This is a genomic window from Myxococcus qinghaiensis, assembly GCF_024198215.1.
Classification (GTDB): Bacteria; Myxococcota; Myxococcia; order Myxococcales; family Myxococcaceae; genus Myxococcus; species Myxococcus qinghaiensis.
Map to the genome: position 1 here is coordinate 272,619 of NZ_JAKCFA010000007.1, position 25,858 is coordinate 298,476.

The following is a 25,858-nucleotide window of genomic DNA, read 5'->3' on the forward strand; positions in this document are numbered from 1 at the left end:
AGGCCCTCGGTGGAAATGAGGGGCGGCGTGACGCTGGGAGGAGCCTCCCCTGGAGGTGTCGTCTACTCCTGCACGGACGACTGGGCCGGCTGCTTGGGCTGCTTCGCCAGGTCCATGAGCTTCCTCATCCGGGTCGCGGTGTCGTCCTCGGGAAGGATGCCGGCCTGCTCCGCGATGGAGTCCGCCGCCTTCCGCTGACGCTCCTCCTGCAGCGTGGCCACCGCTTCGTGGTCGGGGAGGTTCGGCCCGAGCTCACCCACGACGGCGGAACGAATCCTCATCGCCGCGTTCTTCACCACCTGCTCGTTCTGGAAGATGGAGCCCTGCGCCTCGGGCCGCGACGTGCCGGTGCCGTACGCGGACACCACGCCACTGCGGAGCGTGAAGGCCTTCATCGAGACGAGCTTTCCGCCGCTTGTCCCCACTGCGTCCTCCAACATGACATGCGGCAGGACCCACACATCCGGAGAGATACCCTTCTCACGGGCGGCGGAGATGCGCTCCTCGTCCGACGCCCCGACTCGCGTCGCGCTGGCAGGCAGGCCCTTCACCGGCACGATGCGCAACAGGGGGTCGGCGGAGAGTTCGCGTCGCAGAGATTCATCGAACTGCTTCCGGTCGAGCGACTTGGAGAGCGCTTCGGCGACGGTCGTCTCGAACACGGCGACCTGGATGGGGTCCTGGGGCGAGCGACGCGGCGCTTCGGCGATGGCCTTGGCGTAGTCCTCCTTCTCACGCTCCCTCGCGTCGATGCGGGCCTGCTCTGCCGGGTCGGAGCTGCGCACGGTCGTCTTGCCGTCGAGCCCCGTCGAGGTCGTGGTGACGGTCATGCCGGCACAACCAGTGAAGGCCAAGGCAACGAGGGCTGAGACAAGGGCGCGCGAATACATGTGATCTCCGGGGGATGAGCAGGATGCCTGGCCGAGGACACCCAAGGTCCATCGGCACGGCACGCTCAGGACGAGGTCCGCGGAGAAAAATTCACTCGCGACGTTCCCTGCGCTCCCGAGCAGGGGCTTTCCGCCGACATAGGGATGCGCGCGAACGCCGAACCTCGGCGATTCGCGCTCCCCTGCCGCACACGGCAGCCGACGCGGAGATGCGCGCGACCGCCGAACCTCAGCGCTTCGCGCTCCCCTTCCCCTTGCCTCCGGACGTCGACGATTTGGAGGCCTTGGCCGGGCGCTTCGGCTGGCTCTTGGGCGACTTCGCCTTGGCGGCAGCAGCCTTCACGGGCTTTGCCTTCGGCGCCTTCGCCTGGGACTTGGACGCCGAGGCCTTTGGAGCCTTGGCCTTGGCCGTGGACACCTTGGTCTTCGGCGGCTGAGCCTTGGGCACCTTGGCGCGTGACGGCTTCGCGGGAGCAGCCTTCTTCGCAGGCGCCTTGGCCGAAGCAGCTCGCTTCGCAGGAGTCAGCACGACAGGCATCTTGCCCACCGCCTTCGGTTTCGTGGCCGGAGTGCGCGACGCCGAGGCAACATCAACCGTCGCCTTAGGTTTCGCGGTCGGCTTACGCGACGCCGAGGCAACATCAACCGTTGCCTTCGGTTTCGCAGTCGAAGTGCGCGACGCCGAGGCGACATTGGCCGCCACCTTCGTCGAGGCAGCCTTCGAGGGCGCAGTGGCCACATCGCGCTTGACGGCTGCCGCCCGCTTCGCACGAGTCGGCGCCTTCTCGGGCACAGGCGTGACGCTCTCGGGCCGTGACTGGGTGGAGACCACGGCGGGCCGAGCCACCAGCGGCTGGGCCGCAGGCGGAGCGCTGACTGTTTCAGCCGGAGTCGACACATGCACAGACGGCTTCGAGGGAACCTCCGCCGTCCGCGCCGCCGCCACGTCGGGCGTCGAGTGCGCCACGGGCTCCTGCTGCTCGCGAACCGGCGGCTTCGCCGGAGGCTCGGGCGGAACGGAAGGCTGCCAGTTCTCCGGAGCGAACTCGGGCTTCACCTCCGCGGGCGGCTTCGGCGGCACGATGACGGACGCGGGGCGGTTGAAGCGACTGTCCTTCGACGAAGGCTTGCCGCCATGTCCGCCATGCCCCTGCCCATGCCGCGACTGGGGCTGCGAAGGCCGGCCACCCTTCTTCGCGGGCTGGCCCTGCGCGGCCAACGCACGCAGCCGGTCGAACCCGGGATGCGGCGACGACCCCGCGCTCTCGCTCGCGTCAGGCCCCGACCACGTCGGCGTGGCGGGCACCTCGGGCACGGCCTCCTCACGGACCTCCTGGGCCTCCTGCACGGGCACGCTGCTCGCGTCCGAGCCAGCGGCCTGCTCCGGCCGCACGAACATCCGCCGCTTCGGCCCCTGCGCGTCGCCCGCGGACCGAGGACCAGACTGCGTCTTCGCCGCGTCGTCCTTCCAGGGCTTCTTGAACGCAGGCTCACCACGTGAAGGCACGGCGGCCTCTTCGCGACGCCCCTCTCGCACGAAGCGCCCACGAGGACGCGAGGGCTCCTCACGCGCGGCCCAGGAACGAGCCGGTGCGCCCTGCGTCGTGTCGCGCTCCCACTGTCCAGGCTTGCCCGGCTTGGGCTTGCCGTACGGCAGCTGCTGCTCGCGCGGCTCGGGGCGACGACGCGCGGGTGCAGCGCCCTCATGACGCGTCAGCGGCGCCTCGCCCGCGAACTGGAGCGCGTCGAAGTCGATCTTCCGCGCCGTCGGATTCGCCGACAGCAGCCGCACGCGGAGCTTCTGTCCCACGCGCACGCGTCGCCCGTTCGGATACACCAGCGAGTGCGTCTGCTTGTCCAGCTTCGAGCCCGGCCCCAGCGTCTCCGCCTTCACCAGCCCCTCGACGTGCTCTGCGTCCAGTTCGACGAAGAACCCGAAGTCGGTGATGGCCGCCACGGTCGCCGCGAACTCCTCGCCGACCCGGTCCTTCATCATCAGGGTCGCGTAGAAGGACACCACCTCCCGCTCCACCTGCATGGCCGCGCGCTCCCTGTCGGAGCACTGCATCGCCATGTCCTCGAGCTTCTCCTCCTCGCGGTCCAGCATCGCCAGCGACGGCTTGCGCCCCTGCCGTGCCCAGTGCGCCTTCAGCAGCCGGTGCACCAACAGGTCCGGATATCGCCGGATGGGCGAGGTGAAGTGCAGGTAGTGCTCCGCCGCGAGCCCGTAGTGGCCCACCTTCGACGGCGTGTACACGGCCTGCATCATCGAGCGCAGCAGGAGCTGGTTCAGCGCCCGCTGCTCCGGGTGCCCCGTGAGCTGACTGATGAACGCATCCAGCTCCTTCGAGGACACGCCGTCATCAATCTGCAGCTTGAAGCCGTACGCCTGCGCCAGCGCCCCGAAGGCGGCCAGCTTCTCCGGGTCCGGCTCGCCATGGAACCGGTACACCGTGGGCAGGCCTTCGTCCTGGAAGAAGCGCGCCACCGCCTCGTTGGCGGCGAGCATGCACTCCTCGATGAGCCGGTGGCTGTCCTTGCGCTCGCGCTTGTCCATGCGCTCGGGCAGGCCGTCCTTGCCCAGCACCACCTTGTGCTCGGGAATGTCGAAGTCGATGGCGCCCCGCTCCTTGCGCATCTTCATCAGCGCGCGGGCCAGCGACATCATCTTCTCGAAGTGCGGCTTGAAGGCGTTGCGGTGCGGCACGTCCTTGCCATCCAGGACGTCCTGCACCTCGTTGTACGTGCAGCGCGCCGCGCTGCGCATCACCGCCGGGTACAGCGTGGACGAGCGCCGCTGGCCCTGGGCGTCGAACGTCATGTCCGCCACCATGCACAGCCGGTCTTCGTCCGGCCGCAGGGAGCAGATGCCGTTGCTGAGCCGCTCCGGCAGCATGGGCAGCACGCGGTCCGGCAGGTACACGGACGTCGCGCGGCGCAAGGCCTCCGCGTCGAGCGCGCTGCGCTCGCGCACGTAGTGCGTCACGTCCGCGATGGCGACCACCAGTCGCCACCCGCCCGCCACGTCCTCCACGTACACCGCGTCGTCGAAGTCGCGCGCGTCCTCGCCGTCGATGGTGACGAGCTGCATCGAGCGCAGGTCCTTGCGCTCCTCCCCGCTCGCCTCCTCCGCCGACACCGTCACGGCGTAGCGGTCCGCCTCGTCCATGACCTCCGGAGGGAACTCATCCGAGAAGCCCTGCGAGTAGGCGATGCCAATCACCTCGGAGCTCGGAGTCCCCGGCTTGCCGAGCGAGCCGGCCACCTCGCCGAAGAGCCCGCGGCCCGGCTCCAACAGGTTCGCGCCCACGCCCAGGCGCACCTTCACCAAGTCTCCTTCCTGGGCCATCTGCGTCTGCGGCACGCGGATGGGGCCGGGAAGGCTGGTGTCGGTGGGCAGCACCAGCGCGTGGCGGCCCTGCGTCGTGTAGACGCCTACCGCCAGCTCGCGGCGACGGTCGACGACGCGCACCAGGCGCCCCTCGTACCGGCCGGGCCGACCCGCCACCTCCACCACCACCCGGTCATTGTCGAGCGCGCGCTGCGCCTCGGCCGGGGGCAGGAAGATGTTCTCGCCCTCTCCGCCCACGGGATGCACGAAGCCGAAGCCGTCGCGGTGGACGTGGAGGATGCCCTCCACCGTGTCCAGCACCTCGCCGAAGGCCGCGCGACGCGGGCCTCGATGGCCGAAGCGCTCACGCCCCTCTTCGCGGCGCGAAGAGCCCGGCTTGTTGAAGTCCCGACGCTCGCGCCCTCGGGCGCCGTCCGCGCGGCCGAAGTCGCGCGCGCCACGGGCGTCGGGAGCACGGCCCTTGAAGCCGCCTTCCTGGCCTCGGGCACCATGCCCCGTGAGGCGCTCGCGCGTGGAGGGGGTATGGGGACCGGCCCGCTCATGACGGGGCCGGTGGTCGGCGCGGACGGCGACCTCCGGCACGTCAGGGACAACCGGCGGAGGCACGGCCAAGCCGTCGTCACGGCGAGGACCGGAGCGCAGGAAGCGCTTGCCCTCCTTGACGACGTGGCCCTGGCGCACCAGCTCCCGGAGGGAGCGCTTGAGCTCGGTCTGCTGGCCAGGGTGCAGGCCCGCAAGTCGCAGGAGCTCCTTGATGCCCAGCGGGTGGTCGGCTTCGGAGAGGATCTGCTGGAGAAGGTCTGAAGAAATGCTCACGGTGGGGTCGCGGCTCGGCCGCTACGGGAACGGGTAAGCCCGAAGCGGCCGGGCGGGAACCCCCCGGCAACCGACTGCTTCCCAGAGCCTTCCTCCGGGAAGCGACGTTCTTCAGGGCTTGACCGTGACGTTGATCTTGAAGGAGCGGTCCACCAGGCCCGGCGTCAGCGCCTTGGCCAGGAAGAACTCCACCTCGAAAGTCCCCGGGTTTCGGGGAGTGAAGAAGAACTCGCGGGTCGCCGGACCGCCGTTGGGACCCGGCTCGAAATTGGCTTCGCGCAGGCCCACGCGCTTGGCCGCCGTGGGCTCGATGGCCCAGGTGAACCCAGGCTGCTCGGGCAGGCGCACCGTGAGGCCGTGGTTGAGCTTCACGTCCACGGACGTGGGCACCTCGCCCTCGATATGGACCATCTCCATCTCGTCGCGAGACACCGCACGCGCTTCCGACGGACGCGGCTCCACGTTCTCCGCGGTGATGCGACCACCCCAGCCGGAGAGCTTGTCCACCACGCCCATGACCTGCAGCGTGTGGCCCACGTTCTTGCGCAGGCTCTTGACGGCGGCCTTGCCCTCGATGAGGAAGGACACCTGCTGGCGCGTGCCGCCGTTGGAGACGACGAGGATGAACTCCTCGCCGTTCATCTCGAGGTTGCCACGCACGGCCGCGAAGCCCTTGATGCCCGCGCCCATGCCGGCCGCCGTCACCATGGAGACCTCGCCGGGCGACAGGTAACGCAGCCGGGGCTCGGTGTCCGCGGGCGGCGCCTCGACGACTTCCGTCTCCGGCTTCTTGGCGGAGTACTTGCGCACGTCCACCACGCCGCCGTGGTTGGTCGTCTTGCGGATCATCCCGCTGACGGAGACCTTGTGATTCACGTAGGCCGGGAGGACCTCCTGATCCGGCCCTTGGAGCAGGAAGGTGAGCTCTCGCTTGTCGCGTCCCACCACCACCAGGTTGGGCAGCTCGTTGAGGACGACGAGGCGGCCCTTGAGGCTGCCCTCGCCCATCACGCCGCGGCCCTCGCCGGCGGTGAGCAGCTGCTCCATCTCACGCTTGGTGAGCGGCTCGCCCGGGGGCGGCAGCTTGGTGGCGCGCGGCTTCGGCTTCTCCACGGCGGGCACCGCGGGAGCGGAGGCCTTGGAACCCTTGCCCGGCGCCCCCTTCGTCCCAGCGGGAGCCTTGGCGGCGGGAGCAGCGGGCTGCTTCGCCGTGGCGGACTTCGCCGCAGGAGCGGGCTTCGCCGCTGACTTCTTGGAAGGCGCCTTCTCAGCGACCTTCTCCTTCTCGACAGCCTTGTCCTTTTCGACGACCTTCTCCTTGTCGGGAGCGGTCTCGGCGGCCGCCTTCTTCAAAGCCTTCGCGCCCTTCGCCACTGATTCCCCGACCGCCTTCACCACCTTCGTCGTCGAAGTAGCGACCCGCTTGGACGCGTTCTTGATCAGGTCCAGCCGGGCGGATTTATCCTTCTTCGCGGCGGACTTCGCGCCAGTCTTTCCAGCGGGAGTCGCCTTCTTGGCCCCGGACTTGGGCTTGGCCATCGACGCTGTCTCCTTGAGAGTTCCCGTGTACTTTCAACGGGTTGCCACGCCACCCCCAGGAGGACTGGCAGGCTTCGCGATGATTGAAGCTTGTAACGATGATCAGATGGGCTGTCAAACTAACACTTGATTTTCTCTCGGACTTTCGGTGCGAACCGGGCTGAAGATGACGCTCATGAACGACGCCGCGACGCTGCTTCCGGAAGACGAGGCCCGAGCCCGGGTGCTGGCCCTGGCCACGCCGCTGTCCGCTGAGTGGCTGGCCCTCGATGAGGGCCTGGGCCGGACGCTCGCGGAGGACGTGCTCGCCCAGCGCACGCTGCCGCCCTGGGACAACTCGGCGATGGACGGCTACGCGGTGCGCGCCGGAGACCTGGCGGGCCCCCTGCCGGTGAGACTGCCGGTGTTGGAGACCGTCTACGCGGGCGGCACGCCGCGCCAGGAGGTCCGCCCGGGCACCTGCGTGCGGATCATGACCGGTGCTCCCCTCCCCCAGGGCGCGGACGCCGTGGTCATGCGCGAGCGGGCCCGGCCGGTGCCGGACGGGGGCGCGGATCAGGTGGACATCCTGGAGGCCGTGGAGCCCGGCCAGCACGTGCGGCCTCGGGGCGAGGACGCGAAGGAAGGGGCGCTGCTGCTGGCCCGGGGCACGCCCCTGGGCATCCCCGAGCTGGGGCTGCTCTGGGCCCAGGGCATCCTGTCCGCGCCCGTCCCCCGCGCCCCCCGGGTGGCCATCCTCTCCACCGGCGACGAGCTGTGCCGCGCGGACGAGCCGCCCCGGGGCCGCATCGTCGACACCAACGCCCCGTCGCTGGCCCTGGCGGTCCGCCGCGCGGGCGGGCAGCCATCCCTGCTGGGCATCGCCCAGGACACCCGCGACTCCGTGGGCGAGTTCCTGGCGCGGGCCCAGGGCTTCGACGTGGTGCTCACCAGCGCGGGCGTGTCCGTGGGCGAGCGCGACTACGTGAAGGAGGTCCTCGCCGCCATCGGCGTGCAGCAGCACCTGTGGCGCGTGGCCATCAAACCCGGCAAGCCGCTGGTGGTGGGCAAGCGCGGCAGCACCCTGTTCTTCGGGCTCCCCGGCAACCCCACCTCCTCGCTGGTGACCTTCGAGCTGTTCGTCCGGCCGGCGATCCGCCGACTGCTCGGCCACATGGACGTGGAGCCCGCGCGAGTTCCCGGGCGCCTGGACGGTCGGCTGTCCAAGCCTCCGGGGCTGGCGCATTTCGTCCGGGTGACGGCCGCCTGGAAGGACGGCAACCTCTGGGCCCGCCCCCTGGCCACGCAGACGTCGGGGGTGCTCCGCTCCGCTGCCGCCGCCACCCACCTGCTGCACTTTGGGAGGGAAGCCAGCAGCTTGTCTCATGGGGACGCGGTGGAATTGCTACCCCTCTCCTGGGGGTCTTGAGAAACCGGATCCGCCCGTCGTGCATCTCTTCGGGGAACGTCAGGTGAGTCCGCCTTGACTTGCGCTCATGGGGGCACCAAACAGGGGGCCTCGCATCTGGAGACTGAAACAACATGTCGGACATTCGCTCACCCCAGGTTCTTCCGACCCGAAAGCCCACGCAGCACCTGGAGCGGTTCTCGGAAGCGGACATCCCCACGCAGCGGGGGCCCTTGCGGACCATCGTGTTCAGGGATCGCCGCAATGGCCGGGAGCACGTCGCGCTGGTCGCGGGCAACGTGTCGGGCGTGGAGGGGGTGCCGGTGCGAATCCACTCTGAGTGCCTGACGAGCGAAGTCTTTGGCAGCCTGAAGTGCGACTGCCGCGAGCAGCTGGACCGGGCGCTGGACTTCATCACGCAGCAGAAGCTGGGCGTGGTGCTGTACCTGCGTCAGGAGGGCCGGGGCATCGGCCTGGGGAACAAGATCAAGGCGTACGCCCTCCAGTCCAAGGGGCTGGACACGTACGAGGCGAACCGTCAGCTCGGCTTCGCGGATGATTTGCGCAGCTACGACATCGCGGCGGAGATGCTGCGCTCGCTGGACGTACGCTCGGTGGATCTCATCACCAACAACCCCCTGAAGATCGCGGGGATGGTGGAGGAAGGCATTCCCGTCCTGCGTCGAATCCCTTCCCGGACCGAGCACAATCCGCATAACCTCGACTATTTGAGGACGAAGCGCGAGCGTACGGGGCACCTGATTGAGCTCTTCGCCGAGGACGACGACACGGAAGCCAAGGCCGGCTGAGAAGACGCCAGCGCGGCGGCGCAACGCCGTCGTGCGCAATCAGGCCCGCGTGCCCTTCGAGGTGCGCTTCTGGGGAGTGCGCGGCTCCATCCCCTCCCCCGGTCCGCAGACCCAACGCTATGGCGGCAACACGCCGTGCGTGGAGGTGCGGTGTGGGGACGAGCTGCTGATCTTCGACCTGGGCTCGGGAGCGCGGGCGCTGGGCGACTCGCTGCTCACGCCGGGCTCGGGTCCGGTGAGCGGCAACATCTTCATCTCGCACTACCACTACGACCACCTGCAGGGCCTTCCCTTCTTCGCGCCCATCTTCATCCCCACGAGCGACCTGACCGTGAACGGGCCGTCGCGAAACGGGCGCACCACGCGGGAGCTGCTGAGCGGGCAGATGGTTCAGCCCTACTTCCCGGTGACGGCGGAGGGGACCTTCCGCGCGAAGCTCACGTACAGGGACTTGTCGCCGGGTGGGACGCTCCAGATAGGCCCGGCCGAGGTGCGGTGGCTGGAGCTGAACCACCCGGGAGGCAGCCTGGGGTACCGCGTGGAGTGCGGTGGCCGCTCCGTGGTTTACGCCACGGACGTGGAGCACGGCAGTGAGCTGGACCCGGTGATGTTCGAGTTCGCGCGCGGCGCGGACCTGCTCATCTACGACTCCATGTACACGGAGGACGAGTACCACGGCCGCTGTGGGCCGGCGCGCACGGGCTGGGGCCACTCCACGTGGCAGGCCGCCGTGGCCGCCGCGGATGCCGCGCAGGTGAAGACACTGGTGCTCTTCCACCACGACCCGGGGCGCGACGACGCGGCCATGGACAAGCTGCTGCGGCAGGTGCGCAAGCACCGCCCGGAAGCCATCGCCGCCAAGGAAGCGATGGTCCTCAAGCTGTAGCCGCGCGACGTGGGCGCGGCCCTGGACTCAGGCGCCGCGCCGCGACACCGCGCGCTTCACCGCCTCGCGCAGCCCGACGAAGGGCAGGCGCTCCAGCGCGGTGGGCACGTCCACCCACTCGAAGTCCTCGTGCTCGGGGCCCAGGCGGACCTCGGCGTCTGGCGGGGCGTGGACGGCGAAGGCGCTCTCCTCGGCGATGACGGGCGGCAGTGTCTCGCCGATGGCGAACGAATGGCGGTAGGCCAGGTCCTCCGTGGGAAGCCGCAGGCCCGTCTCCTCCTCCAGCTCGCGGCTGGCGGCCTGAGCGGGTGACTCGCCCTGCTCCACGCGGCCGGTGAGGATCTGCCAGAAGCCGCCGCGCTCGGGGCGACGTCGCCCGAGCAGCACGCGCGCCTCCGGACCGTGGCCTCGGACGACGGCGATGCTGATGGTGCGCAGGGGCGGCGGCGCATCCACGCGCTCGCTGTCGAACACCCCGCTGAAGCTCCGGGCGAGCGCCTCTTCAACGTCCGGGACAGGCACGGGGTGCCCGAGCTCGCGTTGCATGGAGGTGACGCCGGCCTCGCGGATTCCACAGGGCACGATGAAGCGGAAGTGCTCCATCTTCGTATTCACATTGAGCGCGAAGCCGTGCGTCGTCAGCCACCGGGAAAGGTGGACACCGATGGCGGCGATCTTCCGCGTGTCGGGCGCGCCATCTTCACCAATCCAGACGCCGGGCCACTTGGGGATGGGGCCCGCGTTGATGCCCCACTCGGCCAGCACTTCCATGATGGAGCGCTCGACATCGCGCACGTAGCGGCGGACGTCGCGGCGCGTTTCCGGGAGCAGGAAGATGGGGTAGCCGACAATCTGTCCGGGCCCGTGGTACGTGACGTCGCCTCCCCGATTGGTCTCGAAGACATTCACGGCCTCGGCGGCGAGGCTCGCGTCGGAGGCGGTGATGTTCTCCCGCTTCGCGCCCCGACCCAGGGTCAGGATGGGGGGGTGCTCCAGCAGGAGCAGCACGTCGCCGCTCAGCCCCTCTCGACGCGAGTCGCCGAAGAGGCGCATCAGGTTGAGGCCGTCCTCGTACTCCACCCGGCCGAGCCGGTAGACGGTGATGGTGTTCACGACGTTCCCTTCCGCCGGCCCTTTCGAGGGGGCGTCGGCTTCGTCACGTTCTCGAGTTCCCACGTCCCTGGGGGAACCCGCTGGAGGAGGGCCCGCATCTCGTGGCCAGCGCGGGGTGAGCGCTCGGCCTCGGCGGCGAAGGCCATGAGGACGCTGTCGGACAGCACTGTCTTGGGCTCACGCAGCGACAGTCGCGCGCGAGCCATCTCCACGTAGTCCGCGCGCGTGGGCTGACGCAGGCAGAGCAGCACCTGGACGTGCTCCAGGATGCCCACGGGGATGAGCCCGCGCACCGCGCGCGACAGAGCCTCCGTCGTGGGCACGGCGAGGCGCTCTTCGCCTCCGCGCAGGAGGAGCTTCCCCGGCTCGGCGGCGAGTCCTCGCGCGCTGAGCACCACGCGGGGACGCACCTCACGGGCCAGGAAGGTGGAGAGCACGGAAGCGTCTTCGGCGCCCAGGCGCTCCACGTCCTCGATGAACACAGGCGAGGTCGATGAGGTCTCCGTGAGCGAGGCCACCGGAGTGACGGCTCCCCTGCCCTGTCGCTGGAGCGTCTGGAGGAGGATGCTCTTCCCCCAACCCTCGGCGCCCACGAGCAGGATGCAGCAAGCACCCGATTGAAGCGCCCGCTCCAGCGCGACACGGACCTCGGGCTGCCCCACGAACTCCACTGCGGGCTCGGAGCGCACCGGCGAACCCGGCTGCCCCACGAACTGGACCGCGGGTTCGGAGCGCACCGGCGAAACCGGCTGCTCCATCGGGCGAGGAACAGGGTCCACGTCCCCGAGCAGAGAGGCGGACTCCGTCAGACACGCCTTGCAGATGAAGGCCCCGGCGGGTCCCGCGACCAGGTCGCCGACCTCCGCTCGCGGGCGGCAACAGAACGAGCACCACGCATCAAGCGCCGCATCCGCGCGAGTGGGTCCACGCTCGATGATGCGAGGTCCGCGCCGTCGTCTCGGCGTGGCTTCCTCCGACACATTCGTACCGAGGCCCTCCGCATCCGAGTCCAAGCCACGCGCATCGGCCTGCCCCGTCGACGCGAGCACCAGGTCTCCTCCGAGGGACTCCTCTCCCTCCGGCGCTCCTGGCCTCCATGCCGTCTCGAAGAGCTGATCATCCACGGCGCCGCGCGGGCGCTCCGCACGCACGAACTCCGAAGCGCGGAAGGGCAGCGCCACCGAAGCACTGTGCCCCTCGGAAGGCCCTGGCTCCACGGAGGCCGCGACGCGAGCGAGCTGGGTCTCCAATCGCTGGAGGTCTTCGCTCACGTCCGTGTCCAGCACCCAGGCCTCAAGCTCGGGGGACTTCGTCGAAGGCTGCGACTCCACGTCGCGCAGCGCCTCGTCCATCAACCGTTGCCGACGAGCGAGCTCCGGGAGCGGCACTGCCTCGATGGAGCGAACCACCTCATCCGCCAGGCGAGAGTCCTCGTCCTCCGAGGACAACGCCGTCCCCGACATCCCCTCCAGGCGATTCACCTCCTCGAGGATATCCAGGCGGCTCGTGTCCAGCCGGCGCGCATGGCGCAGCAACTGGAGGGCCCGGGGGGCATTGCCCGCGCTCCGGTAGTGCGCCGCCGCCTTCTGGAGGCACTCCACGGCGCGAGTCACGTCACCCCGCAGCTCGGCGGACTGCGCGGCGCGGATCAGCTCGCGAGGGTTCTCGGCCATACGGACAGAGCCTAACCGTCTTGGTGGACCACCGCCCGGCCTCGACGCATGCCGCCGGACGGAATGCCCGGCGAGCGGTCAGCCCTCTCCCCAGCGGCCCAGGGGCCTTCCCAGCCCCCGGAACCCGGACGAACCTTCCGCCCGGGACCGCGCGGCGTGACGTCACGCCATGGCGAGGAACAGCAGGTCCGGCTTCTCCAGGTACTTGATGACTTCGTAGACGAAGTCCGCGGCCACCGAGCCGTCGATGACGCGGTGATCGCACGAGAGCGACAGGTTCATCATGTCGCGGATGACGATCTGGTCCTTCACCACGGCCGGGCGCTTCTTGAGCTTGTGCACGCCCATGATGCCCACCTCGGGGTGGTTGATGATGGGCGTGGCGAACAGGCCGCCGCTCTGCCCCAGCGAGGTGATGGTGAAGGTGCCGCCCGTCAGCTCCTCCAGCTTCAGCTTGCGCTCCTTGGCCGCCGCGCCCAGCCGCGCCGTCTCGCGAGCAATCTCCGCCAGCGTCAGCCGGTCCGCGTCCTTCACCACCGCCACCGTGAGGCCGTCCGGCGTCGCCACCGCCATGCCGATGTTGTACTCGCCGCGAACCACCAGCTCCTGCGCCGCCTCGTCGAAGTTGGCGTTCAGGTGCGGGAACTTCTTCAGCGCGGCGATGGTCGCCTTGATGATGAACGGCAGGTAGTTCAGCTTCGTCGTGTCACCCGACGCCGCGAGCTGAGCGTTGAGCCGGGTGCGCAGCGCCACCAGGTCCGTCGCGTCCACTTCCTCCACGAACGCGAAGTGCGGCATCGTGAACTTCGAGCGCACCATCTTCTCGGCGATCTTCTTGCGAAGGCCGCGCAAGGGAACGCGCTCGTCCGCACGCCCAGACGACACGGCCGGCGCCGCGGGACGCGCCTGCGCGGGAGTCGCCACCACGTTCTTCTGCTCCCCGCCCCCCTCCAGCGCCGCCACCACGTCCGCCTTCGTCACCCGCCCCTGCGGACCGCTGCCGGGGATGGTCGCCAGGTCCAGCCCGTGCTCGCGCGCCATGCGCCGGGTCACCGGCGTGGCCAGCACCTTCGAGGCCTGCACCGAAGCGCCCGCGGCCGGAGCCGCCGCCTGGGCCTGCGCGGGAGCCGTCGCCTGCGCGGGGGCCGGAGCACCATGGCCCGAGGCCTGCGTGGGAGCCGCGCCTTCGATCTCCAGCGTGACGAGGGGGTGGTGGACCTTCGCGATGTCCCCTTCCTTTCCGTGCGTCGACACGACGCGCCCGGCCTTCGGGCTGGGGACGGTGACGGTGGCCTTGTCCGTCATCACCTCGGCGAGCACCTGGTCTTCCTTGACGACGTCGCCAGCCTTGACGTGCCACTTGACCAGCTCGCCCTCCATCACGCCTTCACCGAGGTCGGGGAGCTTGAATTCGAAGGTTGCCATGGGGGTGTCTTTCCGAGAGGAACGGGGGTTGCGTCAAGCCACGAATGAAGGCCCGGTCAGGCGAGCCGCTCGAGGCGCTCGCGCTCCATCAGGCCCTTCATGAAGAACTCGGCGGCGCGGTAGCTGGAGCGCACCAGCGGACCCGAGGCCACGTAGAGGAAGCCATAGGACTCGGCCAGCTTCTTGTACGACTCGAACTGCGCCGGGGTGACGAAGCGCTCCACCCGCAGGTGGTACTGCGAGGGCTGCAGGTACTGGCCCAGCGTGAGCACGTCCACGCCCACCCCACGCAGGTCCTTGAAGGTCTGCTCCAGCTCCTCGTCCGTCTCACCCAGGCCCACCATGACGGACGTCTTGGTGTAGAGGCCCTCGGGACGGCTCTTCAAATACTCGAGCACCCGCAGCGACTGGGCGTACTTCGCGCGGCGATCTCTCACCGTCGGGGTGAGGCGCTCCACCGTCTCCACGTTGTGGGCGACGACGTGCGGCTTCGCCTCGGCCACCGTGGTCAGGTCCTGCTCCACGCCCTTGAAGTCGGGGATGAGCACCTCGACGATGGTGCGCGGGCTCTCCCGGCGCAGCTCGCGGATGGCGGAGGCGAAGTGGCTGGCGCCGCCGTCGGGCCGGTCATCCCGGTTCACCGACGTGACGACGATGTACTCCAGGTCCATCTCCTTGACGGCCTGGGCCAGGTGGATGGGCTCCATCGGGTCCAACGGCGGGGGCGCCCCCACCTTCACGTGGCAGAAGCGGCACGCGCGCGTGCACACCTCGCCCATCAACATCACCGTGGCCGTGCCACCGCCCCAGCACTCGGCGATGTTCGGGCAGCGGGCCTCCTCGCAGACGGTGGCCAGCTTCGTGCGCTTCACGATGGCCTTGACCCGCTCGTACCCTTCGCCATGCGGCAGGCGGACCTTCAGCCAGTCCGGCTTGCGGGTGGTCTCAGTCACCTGGGGCAGCGGGAACCGATCAGGAGTCGCCATGGGTCGCGGGCCTTCTATGGTTTGGGCGGAAGACGTTCAAGCCTGAAGCCTCTAACGCGAGGCGTCAGCTCTGGCAGGCCCTTCGCGCGCGTCGTCTTCCTACTAATGCTCCCGCTCCGGCCGGGCAGCCCTGGGGAGCGCCTCGGGCCGGCCAACCCCGGCTCCCTTCAGCGGGCCCGCCCCCCAGGCGTCCACCCGTGCTTCCGAGCGCCCGGACACGAAAAGGCCGTCCTCGGAGACGCGGCTCCGGGACGGCCTGAGCGGGCTCCCATGAGGAGCCCAGGACTCACACGCGGCCTAGAAGTGGCGCGGGTGGCCCAGCGTGGCCTCGGCGCCCTCGTGGACGATCTCCGAGAGCGTCGGGTGGGCGTGGATGGTGCCCGCCAGCTCCTCGGTGGTGATCTCCAGCTTCAGCGCGACGCAGGCCTCGGCGAGCAGCTCCGTGGCGTGCGGCCCGATGATGTGGATGCCCAGCACCTCGTCGTACTTCTTGTCGGAGACGATCTTGATGAGGCCGGTGGACTCATTGGTGATGGCCGACTTCGTCACCGCGCCGAACGGGGCGTTGCCGATCTTGACGTCGTAGCCGCGCTCCTTGGCCTTCTTCTCCGTCAGGCCCACCGAGGCGACCTCGGGGTAGCAGTACGTGGCGGACGGGGTGAGGTCGTAGTTGATGGGCTGCGGGTTCTTCCCGGCGATGTGCTCCACCGCGAGCACGCACTCGGAGCTGGCCATGTGGGCGAGCATCGGCGTGGGGATGACGTCGCCCACCGCGTAGACGTTGGGCTCGCTGGTGCGCAGCATGGTGTCGACCTTGATGTAGCCGCGCTCGGTCTTGATGGACGTCTTGTCCAGGCCCACGTCCTCGGTGACCGGCGAGCGGCCGACGGCGGACAGGAGGATCTCCGCCTCCAGCGTCTTGGTCTCGTTGCCCACCTTCATGGTGACGCGCACGCCGTCCGCCGTGTGCTCCACCTTCTCCACCGCGGAGCCCGTGTGCACGTCGATGCCGCGACGGCGGAAGATCTTCTCCAGCTCCTTGGAGATGTCCGCGTCCTCGATGGGGAGCAGCGCGGGCAGGTACTCCACGATGGAGGTCTTGCTGCCCACGTGGTTGAAGACGGAGGCGAACTCACAGCCGACCGCGCCCGCGCCCAGGACGATGATGCTCTTGGGGATGCGGTCGATCTGCAGGATGGAGTCGCTGTTGAGCACGCGCTTGTGGTCCACCGGCACGTTCGGCAGGGACTTGGGCACCGAGCCCGTCGCGATGATGATGTTCTTCGCGTCCAGGACCTGCTTGGAGCCGTCCTCGGCGGTGACTTCCACCTTGCCCTTGCCGGCGATGCGGCCGTGGCCCTTGATGACCGTCACCTTGTTCTTCTTCATCAAGAAGTCGATGCCGTTGGCACCCTTGGTGACGACCTTGTCCTTGTGCTTCATCGCGTTCGGCCAGTTGACCGTCGGGCTCGACAGGTCGATGCCGAAGTCCGCCGCCTCCTTGACGTGGTGGAACAACTCCGCCGTCCACAGGAGGGACTTGGTGGGGATGCACCCGCGGTGGAGGCAGGTACCGCCCAGACGCTTGTCCTTCTCGATGATGGCCGTCTTCAGCCCGAGTTGCCCCGCGCGGATGGCACCCACGTAGCCGCCAGGGCCCGAACCGATGATCACCACGTCGAACGTCTCAGCCACGCACGCCTCCGTCATTATTTGCGGATGGAACCCGGTGGGGCTGATAACCCCCGCTCCCGGTTGGAATCAAGGAGATTGCTCGTGCGCCGTTTCCCGCTCAGGACCCTCCTGCTGATGCTCGTGGCGTTGCTCGCCTTCACCCGCCTGTGGTGCGTGACGCACCAGGATGAAGCCGCCGAGGCCCCGCCCGCGCGCCCTCCCGCCCAGGCCACCACCGCCGCCCCGGCCGCTCCCTCCACGCCGCCCCCCTCTCCCGAGTGCCGCCAGGTGGAGCGCGCCCTGGACGCCGCCCTGCGCGCCCCCCAGGAGCCCACCGCCCTGGCCGAGGCCCGCAAGCGCCTGGACGCCTGCGTCACGCCGCCTCCACGCGCCTGTGAGCTGGGGACCGCCCTGGCCGCCCGCGCGCCCTTCTCCCAGGGGGCGGACACTCCCCTGCGGGGACTGCTCGCCTCGCTCTGCGAGCACTGCCCCCCGAACGTCAACGCCTGCGCGCAGACCGTGTCCCGGGCGCTCCTGGAGACGGCCATCGGTCAGCCCGCGAACATCCCCGAGCTCCAGTGGAGCATGGATCACGCCGGGCCGGCCCTTCCGGCCGCCTGCGACACCCTCGCCCGACTGGGACTGGCGCCCGCGGCCCAGGCGGAGGTCAACCTGCCTCCCACCGTGCGCACCCTCGTGGACGGGCTGGTGTCCCACTGCCAGGGCCCGGAGCTGCTGCCCCTGTCCGTGCTGCGAGCCGCCGCCGCCCAGCAGGGCACCCAGGCCCCGGCGCTGCTCACGGCGGCCAGCGCGAAGCCCGTGGAGTCCGCGCCCGTGAAGCCGGATCAGCTCCTGGGGGCCCAGCCCGCGTTCCAGGCGTTCGATGGCGATGTCGTCACGGGCGTGGACGTGAGCAACGCGACGAAGGGCGACCGGTGGTCCGCGGATGGAGCGCTGCGCGCGGGCTATGCGCCCACGCTCAAGCACCTGATGGGGTTCCGCGTCCGAGCCCGGGGGCCGGGCACCTTGAGAGCCATCGTCCGCACGCCGAAGGGCGTGGGCCTGAATGATCCGGAAGGGGGCTTCTCGTTCGTCAATCCCACCGTGTGCCGGTTCCGAGGCACGGGCGAGTGGGAGAGCTGCCACCCCGCCGCGCCCCTGGTGGATGTGGACGCGGTCAGCGTGTTCCCCGAGAGCGCGGACGGCAAGCTCCTGGAGCTGGAGATCCTCGGCGCGCGCTGAGCGCCGGAGGGGTCAGGCGACCAGGCCGCGGTCCTTGGCGAGCTGGAAGATGGGCGCCGCATCCTTCTTCAGGACGGCGCTGACGTCCTTGACGATGGACTCGCCCGACTTCGCGACCGAGAGGAAGTTGTCGAACGTCCGGGTGAGGATGAGCACGCCGGAGATGATGACGCGCTGGAGGTTGTGCTGCAGGTCCGTGCCCTCGTAGATGAGCCACGCCTGCTCGACACACGTCTTCCTCGCGTCGACGAGGAAGTTGTTGAGGATGGTGCGCTCGTTCGCGTCGGGAACCTTGGACTTCGGGCTCACGGAACCGATGTAGATGAGACGCGAGTTGAGCCGCGCCGAGGCCTCCTCCATCTGAGCCAGCATCGCCGCCACGTCCTCCTTGGTCGGAGGATTCTGCCAGCGGGAGAAGATGACTCGGTCGATGAGCTCTGCCTTGTACGTGGTGGGGCCGTTCACGATGCCTCCGGTGAGGCGGACGGTTTCGATTCCAAGAAGCGCCCGGCCGGCGTTCTCCACAGCGCCGCGCGTCTGGATGTGTAGCAGGAACACTCCTTTCATTGAAGAGAGTCACTGCTGCACGCAATCACTCCACCGTCGCAGCCCGACTGTCCGGATGCAGCCGTGACGGACAAATCCATCCGGGTCGAGGCTGACACGGCCTGAAAACGGGGCTTGATACGTGGAATGCCCTGACAGCCCGTGTCCTCTTCACGCGAGGTGAGACTCCCTCATCCAGCAATGCTGGGAAGCGGCGTCTTCGCGGCACGACGAGCGAGGACAGCCTTCACGTCTTCCAAGGAAAGACCGAGCGGCCTCACCGCGACGAGCAGGTGGTAGAGGAGATCAGCGGCTTCCTCGGCGGCGCGTCCGGCGTCCGCATCCGCGCAGGCTGTCACCAGTTCCGCGGCCTCTTCGCCCAGCTTCTTGAGGCGCAGGTTGCGGTCCGCGAGCAGGCGGCGCGTGTAGCTGGGTTTCTCCCCGGGGACATCGGGGCGGGCGGCGCGTTCGGCGAGCGTGGCATCGAGCGCGGCCAGCGAGTCCTCGCTTCCGGGACCGAAGCACGTCACGTCGCCGGTGTGGCAAGCGGGGCCTGCTTTCTCGACACGGGCCAGCACCGCGTCTCCGTCGCAGTCGGCGCGAAGGGACACCACTTGCTGGGTGTTTCCGCTGGTGGCGCCCTTGTGCCAGAGCCCGCGCGTGCGCGAGCGGTAGTGCATCTGTCCCGTGGCGAGCGTGCGCTCCAGGGCCTCGCGGTCCGCGTGCGCCACCATCAACACGTCACCGGTGCGCGCGTCCTGCGTCACCACCGTCACCAGGCCACCGCCCTTGGTGAAGTCGAGTCGGTCCAGGTCCAGGTTCATTCGAGCTCCGTCGCGCCCAGGCGCTCGCGGGTGAGCCGGGCCAGTGCCGCGTTGGTGGCGATGCCGTTGCCGCCGAACGAGGTTCGCCGTCCTGTCCAGTCGGTGAAGACGCCTCCGGCCTCGTCGATGATGGGCTGGAGCGCGGCGGCGTCCCAGGGTGAGAGCAGTTCGTCCACCATGACCTCGGCACGGCCGGTGGCCACCAGCAGGTAGCCATAGCAGTCGCCCCAGGTCCGCGAGATGGCGGCGTCGAGGGTGAAGCGGCGCCAGGCTTCACCGCGCTCGGGGTGCTGGCGGAAGCGCTCGTCGGTGGTGAGCACCACGGCGCGGGAGAGGTCGGCCTGTTCGGACACCTTGGCGCGTTGGTCGTTCCAGAAGCACCCCTGCCCGGGTGCCGCCACCAGCAGCTCGTTCACGGCCGGGAAGTACGCGGCCCCGACGAGGATGCGCTCCCCTTCCGCCAGCGCCACCAGCGTGCCCCACAGCGGTACGCCTCGGATGAAGGTCTTGGTTCCGTCGATGGGGTCGAGGATCCAGCGACGCTGAGCCCCCGGCCGCGTCTCTCCGAACTCTTCACCGAGGATGCCGTCCTCTGGGAAGCGAGCCTCGAGCCATTCTCGCGCGGTCTTCTCGGCCGTGCGGTCCGCGATGGTGACGGGTGTTCCGTCGCTCTTGGTGTCGACGGCGATGCCACCTCGGAAGTAGCCCAGCGCTACGTCGCCCGATTTGCGTGCGACTTCCGCTGCTGCCTGCATCAAGCCCTGTGCGCTCGTCATGTCGTGCTCCGAATCGGAAGGCCGCTCGAACGGAGCAGCGACTTGATGGCGCCCACCGTGGTGAGCCCATCGTGGAGGATGCCCGCCACCAGCGCGGCGTCCGCGCCGCCGCGAGTGAGTCCATCCCGTACGTGCTCCGCGTTGCCCGCACCTCCAGAGGCGATGACGGGAACGTCCACCGCGTCCGCCACCGCGCGCGTCAGCTCCAGGTCATAGCCAGAGCGCGCTCCATCCTGGTCGATGCTGGTGAGCAGCACTTCGCCCGCGCCTCGCGCCACGCACTCGCGAGCCCAGGCCACCGCCTCCAGCTCCGTGGGCTTGCGTCCCCCGTGCGTGTGGACGCGCCAACCCGAGCCATCCTTTCGCGCGTCGATGCTCGCCACCACGCACTGCGCTCCGAAGCGCTCCGCGCACTCCGTGAGCACCTCCGGCCGCGCCACCGCCGCCGAGTTGATGCTCACCTTGTCCGCGCCCGCCCGAAGCGCTCGGCCCACGTCGTCCGCCGTGCGCACCCCGCCTCCCACCGTCAACGGAATGAACAGCCGCTCCGCCGTGCGCCGCACCAGGTCCAGGAGCGTGTCCCGCTCCTCGTTGCTCGCGGAGATGTCGAGGAACGTCACCTCGTCCGCGCCTTCCTGCTCGTAGCGCAAGGCCAGCTCCACCGGGTCTCCCACGTCGCGGAGTCCCTCGAAGCGAACGCCCTTCACCACACGGCCGCCCTTCACATCCAGACACACGATGAGTCGCCGCGTCAGCATCAGAGCACCTCCAGGGCGACGGAGCCCTTCATGCTGAACACGATGCCGGAGTCCACCATCGCATCGCGCAACGCGAGCCCCAGCGCCTTGAACGCCGCCTCGGTGACGTGGTGGCTGTCCTTCCCTCTCAACACCCGCAGGTGCAGCGTCACCTTCGCGTGCTCGCAGAACGAGCGCATCCAGTGCTCGTAGAGCCGGTTCTTCAGCGGCCCCTGGTAGAAGAACCGCCCGCCCGCATCCAGGCACGCCTGCACCAGCGCGTCATCCATGGGGAGCGTGCGCTCCGCGAAGCGCGCCGCCGTCGCCGGAATCACCCGCTGCACCGCCGTGCCCAGCGTAATCGCCACGTCCTCCATCAAGTGGTGCGTGAGGTCGCCCCGCGCGTGCAGCTTCAAGTCGAGCCCCGCGTAGCGCGCGAAGGTCGCCAGCATGTGGTCGAAAAACTTGAGTCCCGTGTCTACGTGCGTGGTTCCCTTCCCCAGCGCGAGCTCCACGCGGATCTGTGTCTCCTTCGTCTCCCGAGTGACGGTGATCATTCCGCGAACTCCCGCGCGACGTCGCGCGCATCCAGTCGTCCCGTGTACAGCGCCATGCCGATGACCGCCCCGTACGCCCCCACCGAGGCCAGCGCCCGCAAGTCCTCCAACGTCGTCACCCCGCCCGACGCGTAGAGCCGGTGCCGGCTTCGCACCACCACCTCCCGCATCAACGACAGGTCCACGCCTTCGAGCTGCCCCTCCTTGTGGACCGCCGTCACCAGCAGCCCTCCAAGCGGCAGCGGATCCAACGTCGCGAGCACGTCCCCCACCGTCCTGCCACTGCCCGCCGTCCAACCGCGCGTCACCACCTCGCGGCCTCGCACATCGGCGGCCACCACCACGCGCCAGGGATATCGCCCCGCGACCTCCGCCAACCACGCCGGGTCCTCGATGGCCCGAGTCCCCACCACCACCGCGGAGGCGCCTCCTTCCAGCAGGGCCTCCACCTTCTCCAGCTCCCGCACGCCACCACCCACCGTGAAGGTGAGCCCGGGTCCATGCGCGGTGAGCCTCGCCACGGCTTCCGCGTTGGAGCCCCGTCCCAGCGCCGCATCCAGGTCGACGACATGGAACGCGCGGAAGCCGAAGGCACGCCACCGCAGCAGCGCGTCCAGCGGGTCCTTCACCCGCACGCGCTCGTCGTCATACGAGCCTCCGACGAGCTGCACACAGGCGCCTTCACGCAGGTCGATGGCCGGAATCGCCCTCATGACGCCACCTCACGCAAGAAGGCCCGCACGAAGGCCACGCCCGAAGACGAGGACTTCTCGGGGTGGAACTGCACGCCCACCACCCGGCCGCGTCGAACGACGGCGGGGAAGCGGTCCTCCTCATGCGTCGTCCACCCCGTCACGACGGACGCATCCTCCGCGCGGCAGACGAAGCTGTGCGCGTAGTACACGGTGTCCACCTTCGCGCTGGACAACGTGCGGTCGTCGTCCACCTGGTTCCAGCCAATCTGCGGCACTCGCCGCGCAGTCAGCCGCGTCACCCGTCCAGCGAAGTAACCCAGGCCCTGGCCTTCTCCCTCGTCACTCGAATCGAAGAGGAGCTGCATGCCCAGGCAGATGCCCAGGCAAGGCAGGCCCCGCTCCAGGGCCGCGCGCATCACCTCGCGCCCGGGAGCCAGTCGCGCCGACGCGGAACCAAAGGCCCCCACACCAGGCAGCACGAGCACCTCCGTGTCCACGGCCCGCGCCGGATCCACCTCCACACGGACGTCGACTCCCTCCGCCGTGGCCAGCGCCTTGGCCAGCGAGTGGATGTTTCCAGCGCCGTAGTCGAACAAGGTGACTCTCATCGCAAGGACTCCCGCAGCGCCACCAGCGCCGTCTCCAGCAGGGACCAGGGAGCGCTGCCGATTCGGAGCGCATCCCCGACTCCGGTCAGCCCCTGGAAGGCCCGCACATTCACGTCGCGCTCCCGCATCCGCTCCGCCACCCCCGGCGCTCCGGGCAACGGGACCATCAGGAAGTTGCCCTCCGAAGGCAGCGGCTTCAGTCCCATCGCCACCAGCTCGCCCCGCAGGCGCTCCCGGTTGGCCACCGCCTCCTCCACCCGCGCGCGCACCCAGCCTGCCTCCTCGCGCAGCGTGGCGACGGCCATCGACTCCGCGAGGGTGGTGAGCTTGTAGGGCCCCCGTGCCTTTTCGACTTCGGCCACGAGCTTCGGGTGTCCCACGCCCCAGCCCACGCGCATCCCCGCGAGCCCGAAGGCCTTCGAGAACGTGCGCGTCACCAGCACGTTGGTGCGCGTGCGCGCCAGGTCCATGAAGCCGGGCCCGCGCGCGAAGTCGGCATATGCCTCGTCGATGATGACCAGGCCCGGCGCGCGCTCCACCACGCGCTCCACCGCCGCGCGCGACAGCACCGTGCCCGTGGGATTGTTCGGCGAGCACAGGTAGATGACCTTCGCCTCCGTGGAGACCAACCACTCGGGCTCCACGTCGAAGTCCGCGCGCAGGGGCACCGCCACCGTCCGCAGTCCGTTCACCTGCGCGAACAGCGGCATCATCACGAACGTCGGGTCCTGGAACGCGAGCAGCTCACCCGGCTCCAGGAAGGCGCGCAGGGCGCTGTCGAGGACGTCGTCGGAGCCACATCCCGTCGTCACCCACTCGGGCCCCACGCCGAGCTGCTCAGCCAGGGCTCCGCGCAGGTCGGGTGCATAGCTTCGGGGATAGCGCGACAGCGACTCCACGGCGGACTCGCGCAGCACTCGCGCCGCTGCGGGCGGCACGCCGAAGAGGTTGGTGTTGTCGCTCAGGTCCACCCGGCAGGGCCGCTTCGCCGGTGAATACAGCGGGATGTCCCGGAAGGACGCACGCGAGGGAATCACGCGACCCTCCAGGCCCGCGCGGCGTCCGCGTGCGCGAAGAGTCCCTCGCTGTCCGCCAGCAGGCCCACGTCGTCCGCCAGGGCCTGGGACGCGGCGCGCTCCACGCGCTGGTAGGTGGTCCACCGGTAGAAGTCGAGGAGGTTCAGCCCCGAGTAGGCCCTCGCCAGCCCCGCCGTGGGCAGTACGTGGTTGGAGCCCGTCATGTAGTCGCCGTAGGCCACCGAGGACCGCTCCCCCAGGAAGACGGTGCCCGCGTTGCGCACCCGCGCGAGGTCCGCCGAGGGCGCGGCGGTGGCGAGCAGCAGGTGCTCCGGCGCGAAGTCCGCCACGAAGGGCCACGCCTCCTCCAGCGACGTCACGCTCAGCACCGCCCCGCGTGAGCGCAGCGCCGCGGTGACGATCTCCTGCCGCTTCGCCTCCAGCGACAGGCGCCGCACCTGCTCGGAGATGGCCTCCGCCACGCCCTCGCCTCGCGCCACCGTCACACAGGCCGCGTCCGGGTCGTGCTCCGCCTGCGCCAGCATCTCCCTCGCCACCGCGTCAGGGCTCGCCGTCTCGTCCGCGACGACCAGGATTTCGCTCGGCCCCGCTGGTGCCTCGATGGCCACCGCGCCCACCACCTGGAGCTTGGCCTCCGCCACGTACGCATTGCCCGGCCCGACGATGCGGTCCACGCGGGGAACGCTCTCCGTCCCGTACGCCATGGCCGCCACCGCGCCCGCCCCACCCAGCGCGAAGACGCGGTCCGCGCCCGCCAGCACCGCCGCCGCCAGCACGCTCGCGTGAGGCAGCCCGTCCGGCCCCGGAGGCGAGCAGACGATGACTTCGCCCACGCCCGCGACCTTCGCCGGCACCACGCCCATCAACACGCTGCTCGGATACACCGCCCTGCCCCCCGGCGCGTACACGCCCACACGCCCCAGGGGGTCCGGCCTGCGGCCCACGAGCACGCCGGGCTCCGTCTCCACCTCCACCGCGCGAGGCCGCTGCGCCTCGTGCGCCTTCGCGATGTTGCGCGCCGCCCGCGCCAGGGCCCTCGCCAGCGACGGGTCCAACGACTCGAGCGCCTGCTCACAGCGCGCCCGAGGCACCTCCAGCGAGACCAACTCCGCGCGGTCGAACTGGCGCGCCATCTCGAAGAGCGCCCAGTCCCCATCCAGCCGGACCTTGGCGATGAGCTCCCGCACCCGCGCGGAGATGCGCATGTCCACATCACCACCTCGGTCCAACAGCCTGCGCCGGTCCTCCAGGGACAGGCTGGCCAGCGGTCCGCGATAGCGGAGGAACGAAGGAAGCGGAGTCATCACGCCACCAGCCTTTCGATGCGGGTGACGAGGATGCCCTCGGCGCCCAGCGCCTTCAGCGCGTTGACCGTGCGGTAGATGGTCTTCGCCGGCACCACCGCGTGCACCGCGACGAACGCCCCTCCCCCCATGACGTCCACCACCGTCGGTCCATTGAGGCCGGGCAGGACTTCCCGGACCTGGGTGAGCGCGTCCCGAGGCACGTTGGCCATCAGGTAGCGCTTGCCGCGCGCCGCGAGCACCGAGCCCAACGCCAGCTTCAGCTCGTCCAACCTCTTGCGCGCCTCCGGGACGTTCGAGTTGCTGGAGACCAGCCGCGCGCTGGACTCCAGGACCGTGGCCACTTCTCGCAGGCCGTTCATCTTCAGCGTGGAGCCCGTGGACGTCAGGTCCACCACGAGGTCCGCGATGCCCAGGTGCGGTGCAATCTCCGCCGCGCCAGAGACGGGGACCACGGTGATGCGCTGCCCCCGCTTCGCGAAGTAGTCCTGCGTCAGCCGGGGGAAGCACGACGCCACGCGCATGCCGTCGCGGACATCGTTGGCGTGGGTGATTCCGCTCTCCTCGCGCGCCGCCACGACGAGCCGACACTTGCCGAACTCCAGGTCCATCAGGTGTTCGAGCTCACGCCCCGCCTCGTTCACCAAATCCCATCCCGTGACGCCCGCGTGCGCCGCGCCGTCCGCGACGAACTCCGGGATGTCCTGGGCGCGCACGAAGATGGCCTCGAACTCGCCACCGAGCGACGCGGTGAGGGCGCGCTCTCCTCTGCCGCGCACCTCCAGACCCGCATCGTTGAAAAGCTCACGAACCTCTTCGGAAAGGCGGCCTTTGTTGGGAAGAGCGATCTTCAGCAACATGGGTAGACCTACGGGGGGCTGCGGGGGAATCGAAGGGCCGCGCGGAAACGAAAAAAGGCCCGTCCGGGGGGGGACGGGCCTTCATTCGCTGCGGCAGGTGCCGGGAGGGTGGTGCGTCTAGT

Annotated in this window: 22 protein-coding genes; 4 read left to right on the forward strand and 18 right to left on the reverse strand. The window is 69.7% G+C overall.

Going from position 1 to position 25,858, the window contains the following annotated elements:
- Positions 1-62 precede the first annotated feature (62 nt).
- From LZ199_RS15090 to LZ199_RS15100, 3 genes are all read right to left on the reverse strand, one after another.
- Positions 63-830, reverse strand: coding sequence for a hypothetical protein (locus tag LZ199_RS15090; protein ID WP_253994379.1), 768 nt, complete (start codon positions 828-830; stop codon positions 63-65).
- A 289-nt stretch (positions 831-1,119) separates the two neighbouring features.
- Positions 1,120-5,058 carry a ribonuclease R gene (gene rnr / locus LZ199_RS15095; protein ID WP_253994380.1) on the reverse strand — a complete coding sequence of 1,313 codons (3,939 nt, stop codon included), beginning with the start codon at positions 5,056-5,058 and terminating at the stop codon, positions 1,120-1,122.
- 111 nt (positions 5,059-5,169) lie between these two features.
- Positions 5,170-6,597, reverse strand: a complete 1,428-nt coding sequence (locus LZ199_RS15100) for a protease inhibitor I42 family protein (RefSeq protein ID WP_253994381.1) — start codon at positions 6,595-6,597, stop codon at positions 5,170-5,172.
- A 175-nt stretch (positions 6,598-6,772) separates the two neighbouring features.
- On the opposite strand from LZ199_RS15100, the gene LZ199_RS15105 reads away from it, so the two are divergent.
- The 3 genes from LZ199_RS15105 to LZ199_RS15115 all read left to right on the forward strand — a co-directional run bounded on the left by LZ199_RS15105 (position 6,773) and on the right by LZ199_RS15115 (position 9,679).
- Positions 6,773-8,005: a molybdopterin molybdotransferase MoeA gene (locus LZ199_RS15105; RefSeq protein ID WP_253994382.1), complete on the forward strand. Its 1,233-nt coding sequence runs from the start codon at positions 6,773-6,775 to the stop codon at positions 8,003-8,005.
- Positions 8,006-8,118: 113 nt separating this feature from the next.
- A complete protein-coding gene (gene ribA, locus LZ199_RS15110; protein WP_253994383.1) occupies positions 8,119-8,793 on the forward strand; it encodes a GTP cyclohydrolase II in 675 nt (224 codons plus the stop codon).
- Between the two features lie 49 nt (positions 8,794-8,842).
- Positions 8,843-9,679, forward strand: a complete 837-nt coding sequence (locus tag LZ199_RS15115) for an MBL fold metallo-hydrolase (RefSeq protein ID WP_253994567.1) — start codon at positions 8,843-8,845, stop codon at positions 9,677-9,679.
- A 27-nt stretch (positions 9,680-9,706) separates the two neighbouring features.
- Here the strand turns inward: LZ199_RS15115 and lipB are convergent, their stop codons facing one another.
- From lipB to lpdA, 5 genes are all read right to left on the reverse strand, one after another.
- Positions 9,707-10,792 carry a lipoyl(octanoyl) transferase LipB gene (gene lipB, locus LZ199_RS15120; protein ID WP_253994384.1) on the reverse strand — a complete coding sequence of 362 codons (1,086 nt, stop codon included), beginning with the start codon at positions 10,790-10,792 and terminating at the stop codon, positions 9,707-9,709.
- Positions 10,789-12,465, reverse strand: coding sequence for a ClpX C4-type zinc finger protein (locus tag LZ199_RS15125; RefSeq protein ID WP_267145148.1), 1,677 nt, complete (start codon positions 12,463-12,465; stop codon positions 10,789-10,791). The genes lipB and LZ199_RS15125 overlap by 4 nt, the downstream gene beginning before the upstream one ends.
- 162 nt (positions 12,466-12,627) lie before the next feature.
- The gene (locus LZ199_RS15130) at positions 12,628-13,890 is read right to left on the reverse strand and encodes a dihydrolipoamide acetyltransferase family protein (protein ID WP_253994385.1); all 1,263 of its coding nucleotides are present in this window, start codon (positions 13,888-13,890) and stop codon (positions 12,628-12,630) included.
- A gap of 56 nt (positions 13,891-13,946) precedes the next feature.
- Positions 13,947-14,876, reverse strand: a complete 930-nt coding sequence (lipA, locus tag LZ199_RS15135; RefSeq protein WP_253994386.1) for a lipoyl synthase — start codon at positions 14,874-14,876, stop codon at positions 13,947-13,949.
- 297 nt (positions 14,877-15,173) lie between these two features.
- On the reverse strand, positions 15,174-16,571 hold the full coding sequence (gene lpdA / locus LZ199_RS15140) for a dihydrolipoyl dehydrogenase (protein ID WP_253994387.1): 1,398 nt from the start codon (positions 16,569-16,571) through the stop codon (positions 15,174-15,176).
- Between the two features lie 81 nt (positions 16,572-16,652).
- Between lpdA and LZ199_RS15145 the strand changes: the two genes are divergently transcribed.
- A complete protein-coding gene (locus LZ199_RS15145) occupies positions 16,653-17,792 on the forward strand; it encodes a hypothetical protein (protein ID WP_253994388.1) in 1,140 nt (379 codons plus the stop codon).
- A gap of 12 nt (positions 17,793-17,804) precedes the next feature.
- On the opposite strand, the gene LZ199_RS15150 is transcribed toward LZ199_RS15145, so the two are convergent.
- The 10 genes from LZ199_RS15150 to hisG all read right to left on the reverse strand — a co-directional run bounded on the left by LZ199_RS15150 (position 17,805) and on the right by hisG (position 25,736).
- Positions 17,805-18,359, reverse strand: a complete 555-nt coding sequence (locus LZ199_RS15150; RefSeq protein ID WP_253994389.1) for a DofB protein — start codon at positions 18,357-18,359, stop codon at positions 17,805-17,807.
- A gap of 170 nt (positions 18,360-18,529) precedes the next feature.
- Positions 18,530-19,162: a bifunctional phosphoribosyl-AMP cyclohydrolase/phosphoribosyl-ATP diphosphatase HisIE gene (gene hisIE / locus LZ199_RS15155; protein ID WP_253994390.1), complete on the reverse strand. Its 633-nt coding sequence runs from the start codon at positions 19,160-19,162 to the stop codon at positions 18,530-18,532.
- Positions 19,159-19,938 carry a histidinol-phosphatase gene (hisN, locus tag LZ199_RS15160; RefSeq protein ID WP_253994391.1) on the reverse strand — a complete coding sequence of 260 codons (780 nt, stop codon included), beginning with the start codon at positions 19,936-19,938 and terminating at the stop codon, positions 19,159-19,161. Before hisN ends, hisIE begins: the two co-directional genes overlap by 4 nt.
- Entirely contained in the window at positions 19,935-20,696 is a 762-nt protein-coding gene (hisF, locus tag LZ199_RS15165) for an imidazole glycerol phosphate synthase subunit HisF (RefSeq protein ID WP_253994392.1), read from the reverse strand. The genes hisN and hisF overlap by 4 nt, the downstream gene beginning before the upstream one ends.
- Positions 20,696-21,232, reverse strand: coding sequence for an imidazoleglycerol-phosphate dehydratase (locus tag LZ199_RS15170; RefSeq protein ID WP_253994393.1), 537 nt, complete (start codon positions 21,230-21,232; stop codon positions 20,696-20,698). The genes hisF and LZ199_RS15170 overlap by 1 nt, the downstream gene beginning before the upstream one ends.
- Positions 21,229-21,945, reverse strand: a complete 717-nt coding sequence (locus tag LZ199_RS15175; RefSeq protein WP_253994394.1) for a 1-(5-phosphoribosyl)-5-[(5-phosphoribosylamino)methylideneamino]imidazole-4-carboxamide isomerase — start codon at positions 21,943-21,945, stop codon at positions 21,229-21,231. The genes LZ199_RS15170 and LZ199_RS15175 overlap by 4 nt, the downstream gene beginning before the upstream one ends.
- Positions 21,942-22,535: an imidazole glycerol phosphate synthase subunit HisH gene (hisH, locus tag LZ199_RS15180; protein ID WP_253994395.1), complete on the reverse strand. Its 594-nt coding sequence runs from the start codon at positions 22,533-22,535 to the stop codon at positions 21,942-21,944. The genes LZ199_RS15175 and hisH overlap by 4 nt, the downstream gene beginning before the upstream one ends.
- Positions 22,532-23,572, reverse strand: a complete 1,041-nt coding sequence (locus LZ199_RS15185) for a pyridoxal phosphate-dependent aminotransferase (protein ID WP_253994396.1) — start codon at positions 23,570-23,572, stop codon at positions 22,532-22,534. The genes hisH and LZ199_RS15185 overlap by 4 nt, the downstream gene beginning before the upstream one ends.
- The gene (gene hisD / locus LZ199_RS15190) at positions 23,569-24,876 is read right to left on the reverse strand and encodes a histidinol dehydrogenase (RefSeq protein ID WP_253994397.1); all 1,308 of its coding nucleotides are present in this window, start codon (positions 24,874-24,876) and stop codon (positions 23,569-23,571) included. Before hisD ends, LZ199_RS15185 begins: the two co-directional genes overlap by 4 nt.
- Entirely contained in the window at positions 24,876-25,736 is an 861-nt protein-coding gene (hisG, locus tag LZ199_RS15195) for an ATP phosphoribosyltransferase (protein WP_253994398.1), read from the reverse strand. The genes hisD and hisG overlap by 1 nt, the downstream gene beginning before the upstream one ends.
- Positions 25,737-25,858: the final 122 nt, after the last annotated feature.

What these genes read in the sequence shown, in the direction of transcription:
- LZ199_RS15090 (WP_253994379.1), bottom strand. Translation starts at nt 830, where the DNA reads ATGACCGTCACCACGACCTCGACGGGGCTCGACGGCAAGACGACCGTG.
- LZ199_RS15100 (WP_253994381.1), bottom strand. Translation starts at nt 6,597, where the DNA reads ATGGCCAAGCCCAAGTCCGGGGCCAAGAAGGCGACTCCCGCTGGAAAG.
- LZ199_RS15105 (WP_253994382.1), top strand. Translation starts at nt 6,773, where the DNA reads ATGAACGACGCCGCGACGCTGCTTCCGGAAGACGAGGCCCGAGCCCGG.
- ribA (WP_253994383.1), top strand. Translation starts at nt 8,119, where the DNA reads ATGTCGGACATTCGCTCACCCCAGGTTCTTCCGACCCGAAAGCCCACG.
- LZ199_RS15125 (WP_267145148.1), bottom strand. Translation starts at nt 12,465, where the DNA reads ATGGCCGAGAACCCTCGCGAGCTGATCCGCGCCGCGCAGTCCGCCGAG.
- LZ199_RS15130 (WP_253994385.1), bottom strand. Translation starts at nt 13,890, where the DNA reads ATGGCAACCTTCGAATTCAAGCTCCCCGACCTCGGTGAAGGCGTGATG.
- lipA (WP_253994386.1), bottom strand. Translation starts at nt 14,876, where the DNA reads ATGGCGACTCCTGATCGGTTCCCGCTGCCCCAGGTGACTGAGACCACC.
- LZ199_RS15150 (WP_253994389.1), bottom strand. Translation starts at nt 18,359, where the DNA reads ATGAAAGGAGTGTTCCTGCTACACATCCAGACGCGCGGCGCTGTGGAG.
- hisIE (WP_253994390.1), bottom strand. Translation starts at nt 19,162, where the DNA reads ATGAACCTGGACCTGGACCGACTCGACTTCACCAAGGGCGGTGGCCTG.
- hisN (WP_253994391.1), bottom strand. Translation starts at nt 19,938, where the DNA reads ATGACGAGCGCACAGGGCTTGATGCAGGCAGCAGCGGAAGTCGCACGC.
- hisF (WP_253994392.1), bottom strand. Translation starts at nt 20,696, where the DNA reads ATGCTGACGCGGCGACTCATCGTGTGTCTGGATGTGAAGGGCGGCCGT.
- LZ199_RS15170 (WP_253994393.1), bottom strand. Translation starts at nt 21,232, where the DNA reads ATGATCACCGTCACTCGGGAGACGAAGGAGACACAGATCCGCGTGGAG.
- LZ199_RS15175 (WP_253994394.1), bottom strand. Translation starts at nt 21,945, where the DNA reads ATGAGGGCGATTCCGGCCATCGACCTGCGTGAAGGCGCCTGTGTGCAG.
- hisH (WP_253994395.1), bottom strand. Translation starts at nt 22,535, where the DNA reads ATGAGAGTCACCTTGTTCGACTACGGCGCTGGAAACATCCACTCGCTG.
- hisD (WP_253994397.1), bottom strand. Translation starts at nt 24,876, where the DNA reads ATGACTCCGCTTCCTTCGTTCCTCCGCTATCGCGGACCGCTGGCCAGC.
- hisG (WP_253994398.1), bottom strand. Translation starts at nt 25,736, where the DNA reads ATGTTGCTGAAGATCGCTCTTCCCAACAAAGGCCGCCTTTCCGAAGAG.